Genomic DNA, 4,137 nt, shown 5'->3' with positions numbered 1-4,137 from the left:
TCCTGTGCTCGCGCCGACGTGAAACCGACAAGTGCCGTCGACGTCAAAAGCAGCGCCATCAACGGCGCGCCGGTGCGGTTAAGGTGCCGCCGTGAGAGGGTTTGGCGCTGCGCGGTCATGTCTTCCTACCGGATCGAGGCAACGCTGCAGACGGAAGCTGCGTCCGCCACGCCCTGGCAGAAGGCGGGGCCATCAAGCCGCGGGTCTTCAACCAGCGTTTGCGCATCGCCAGCCACCGGCTGTCCGGTGAAGAAAACCGGAGCCGGCCCGCCAGCAGCATGAGCATCGGCGTTGTACGCGACCGTGCTGGCTGCATCCGGTGCCGGCACGGTGTTGGGCGGCGAGACCACCAGATCGGCACCGACATAGGTCAGTTCATAGTTGGCCGAGAGGGTCAGGCTTCCCTGTTCGATGGCGTAGTTGCCAGGAGGGCTAGCGTGTGTCGCCCCAGTCGAGAGCGCGCCAAGAAACGTATCCCCGTTGACCAACCCCAGACCGCCGATCGAATAGGTGAGTGGCGGATTGGGCATGCCCTGCGGCCGGCTCTGCGCATCCGCCACTATGGTGATCGCCCGCTTGCCGATGCTGAAGTCGGCACCGGCATAGCTGATCTCGTAGTTCGAATTGGCGCTGTCGGTAAGCGTGCCCTGGCCGATCGCGTAAGCTCCGGCGTTCTCTCCCAAAACGCGATCGAGAGCGCCGACCAATCCCACACCACTGCCGAGATCGGTGCTGGTGTAGCCATAGGAGGACGGGTCGGCATCGCCGTAGATCTTGCCCTGGCCCGAATTGGCCGTGACGGTCACGACACGCCTGCCGATGCTGAAATCGGCGCCGACATAGCTGATGTCGTAGTTCGAATTGGCCGCATTGGCGAGTGTGCCCTGCCCGATCTGATAGGCGCCGACATCTTCGCCGGGAGTGCGGTGGAGAGCGCCAACCAGCGCCGCACCACTGCCGAGATCGGTGAAGGTGTAGCCATAGGACGACGGATCGGCATTGCCGTAGGTCTTGCCCTGGCCCGAGCTGGCAGTGACGGTCACGAATCGCTTGCCGATGCTGAAACCGGCGCCGACATAGGTGATGTCGTAGTTGGCGTTGGCCGCATCGGTGAGGGTGCCGCGGCCAATGGCATAGGTCCCGACATTCTCGCCCTCGGCGCGATCAAGCGTGCCGGTCAGCGCTGCGCCGCTGCCGAGATCGGATACTCCGTAGCCGTAAGACAGCGGATCTCCGTCCCCGTAGATCTTGCTCTGGCCCGCATCGGCCGTCACCGTGATCGCGCGCTGCGTCACCGAAAGATCCGCGCCGATATAGCTGATGGCGTAATTTCCGTTGGCAAGCGTGCCTTGGGTGATGCTGTAGCCGCCGACATCGGATGATGCTGCGGCGGTCCTTGCCAACGCACCACTCAGGCTGTCGCCATTGGCGAAATCGCCCGAGGTCAGTTGATAGGTCAGCGTTGGATTGTCATCGCCATAGACACGGCTCTTGGCATCGGCCGTCACCGTAATCGCGCGCGGCGTCACTGACAGGTTTCCGCCGACATAGCTGATCGCGTAGTTGCTGTTGGCGAGCGTGCCCTGCGTGATGCCGTAGCTGCCGACATCGGATGCTGTCGTTGCCGAGGTCGCCAGCGCACCGTTCAGGCTGTCGCCATTGACGAAATTGCCTGCGGTCAGCTGATAGGTCAACGCCGGGTTGGCATCGCCATAAACACGGCTCTTGGCATCGGCCGTCACCGTGATCGCCCGTTTCGTCACCGCCAGATTGGCGCCGGCATAGCTGATCGCATAGTTGCTGTTGGCGAGTGTGCCTTGCGTAATGCTGTAACTGCCGACACCAGATGCTGTCGTGGCCGCTGTTGCGAGCGCGCCGCTCAGGCTGTCGCCATTGACGAAATTGCCCGTGGTCAGCTGATAGGTCAGCGCTGGGTTGGCATCGCCATAGATGCGGCTCTTGGCATCGGCTGTCACCGTGATGGCGCGCTTCGCCACCGACAGATTGGCGCCGACATAGGTGATCGCATAGTTGCCGTTGGCGAGTGTGCCTTGCGTGATGCCGTAGCTGCCGACACTGGATGCCGTCGTAGTTGTTGTTGCCAATGCACCGCTCAGGCTGTCCCCATTGACGAAATTGCCTGATGTCAGCTGATAGGTCAGCGCCGGATTGGCATCGCCATAGGCACGGCTCTTGGCATTCGCCGTCACCGTGATCGCGCGCGGCGTCACCGACAAATTGGCGCCGGCGTAGGTGATCGCATAATTGTTGTTGTTGAGCGTACCCTGCGTGACGCCATAGCTGCCGACACCGGATGCCGTGGTCGCCGATGTCGTCAGCGAACCGCCCAAGCTGTCGCCATTGACAAAACTGCCTGATGTCAGCTGGTAGGTCAGCGACGGATTGGCGTTGCCATAGATACGGCTCTTGGCATCGGCCGTGATCGTGATCGCGCGCTTGGCGATGGCGAAACTGCCGCCGACATAGGTGATGTCGTAGTTCGAATTGTTAGCGTTGGTGATGCTGTTCTGGTTGATGGCGTAAGTGCCGGCACTGTTCCCGGCCGTGCGGTTGAGGGTGCCGACCAGAGCCACGCCGGCGCCGAGATCCGAAACGGTGTACGCATAGGATGACGGATTCGCATCGCCATAGATCTTGCTCTGGCCCGGCGTTACCGTCACCGTTACCGCGCGTTTGCCGATGGTGAGCAGGCCGGTGCTGCTGTAGGCGAAGCCATAGCCGCTCAACGCCGCGAGATTGCCGGCGCCGACGGTGATTGCATAGGATCCTGCTCCGACCTGTGTATTGCCCGGCGGGTTGACGGACGTGACGCTTGGGCCGCCGCTGAAGGTCGTGGCGGCGGTGTCGCCGAGATAGGCGCCGACCGCGCCCGCCTGATAGCCCGCCACTGAATAGGTCACTGCCGGCAGGGCGGTGTCGCCGTAGGTTTTGGTCGCGCTGTTGGACGTAAACGTCAGTGTCGGCTGATAGGCGAAGACATAGCGGTTGCCCGTCGCGCTCACCGCCCCGCCGGCGGTCGTGTTCCAGATGGCGGTGTTGCCGCTGTCGAGATTGCCGAAATTGTTGCCGGTGGGAGCTGCCGTATAGACCAGCCAGCGTCCGCTGGTGGCGGTGACGGCATCGCTGCCGCGACTGTTGATGAATTGTCCTGCGGCTGAGAGCACCGGATCCGTTCCGCTGATCGTCGCACTTGCCGCGATGGTCAGATTGCCCGCCGTCTGAAGCCTTACCGAACCGGTGGTGTTCACCCCGGTCGCCGTAACCCCGCGGGCGGTGGAAGCACTGGCGATCGTCAGGCTTGCGCCATCGCGCAGATCGACGGAACCGGCGTTGCCGGCGACGTTGCCGATCTGGTTGCCGGCGTTGGTCAGGGTGAAGCTACCCGTGCCACCGAGAACCAGCGACGCCGCCGTCAGGCCACTCGTCTGCGTCACCACGCCGTTCGACGACAGCGCCATCGTGCCGGTGCCGACCGACAGCGCCTGGTTGAGGGCGAAGGTGGCTGCTGCGGTTTCAATCTGGCGATTGGCGAAGGACAGGCTGCCGACAGAGGTTGACCCAATAGCCGCGCTATAGGCGCTGCTCAGCGTCGATAGCGAAGCGATCGAGCCATCCGTCTCGTCGAGCCGCCAGTCGCCATAGACGTTGAGGTTCGAGACATTGCTGCCGGACAGGCCGGTCCGGAAGGTCACGCTATTCTTGGCGCCCGAGTCCGCTTCGGCAACGGTGTAAGCGAGCACCGAGTTCGAGACCGCGCCCGCCGGCAGAGCGAGATAGTAGTAGCCGTTGACGCCGGTCGAGACTGTGCCGAGGTTTACGCCGCCGGAGACGACGGACACCAGCCCGGGATTCTTTGTGTAATAGGGCTGGCCGGTACCGGAAATCAGCGGCGTGTTGCCGGCATCCTTGTAGGCAATTCCGGAGATCGCCTGGACGCCATTGGGGTAGAAGCTCTTCAGATAGGGATAGAGGCCGCCAGTCCCGCCGCCAAAGGCGGCACTCAGTCCGTTGGCGCCGCCATTCTGGAAGCTGGAGGTCGACAGGCCGACGACATTGACATTGGGGCCGGTGGTGCCGCCGCCGATCGCAGGCTTGGCGATGGATGTGGTATTGTAG

At 63.1% G+C, this 4,137-nt stretch carries 1 protein-coding gene; it reads right to left on the bottom strand.

Features of this window, described 5'->3' with window-relative positions; genetic code table 11:
* Positions 1–125 precede the first annotated feature (125 nt).
* A partial coding sequence (locus tag EN893_RS38180; RefSeq protein WP_281062496.1) for an MBG domain-containing protein occupies positions 126–4,137 on the bottom strand: 4,012 nt, incomplete at its 5' end.

The sequence above is a fragment of the Mesorhizobium sp. M7A.F.Ca.CA.004.04.2.1 genome, assembly GCF_004022825.1.
Taxonomy (GTDB): Bacteria; Pseudomonadota; Alphaproteobacteria; order Rhizobiales; family Rhizobiaceae; genus Mesorhizobium.
Note: the sequence above shows the minus strand (reverse complement) of the source record. Positions and strands in the feature narration are given on the sequence as shown.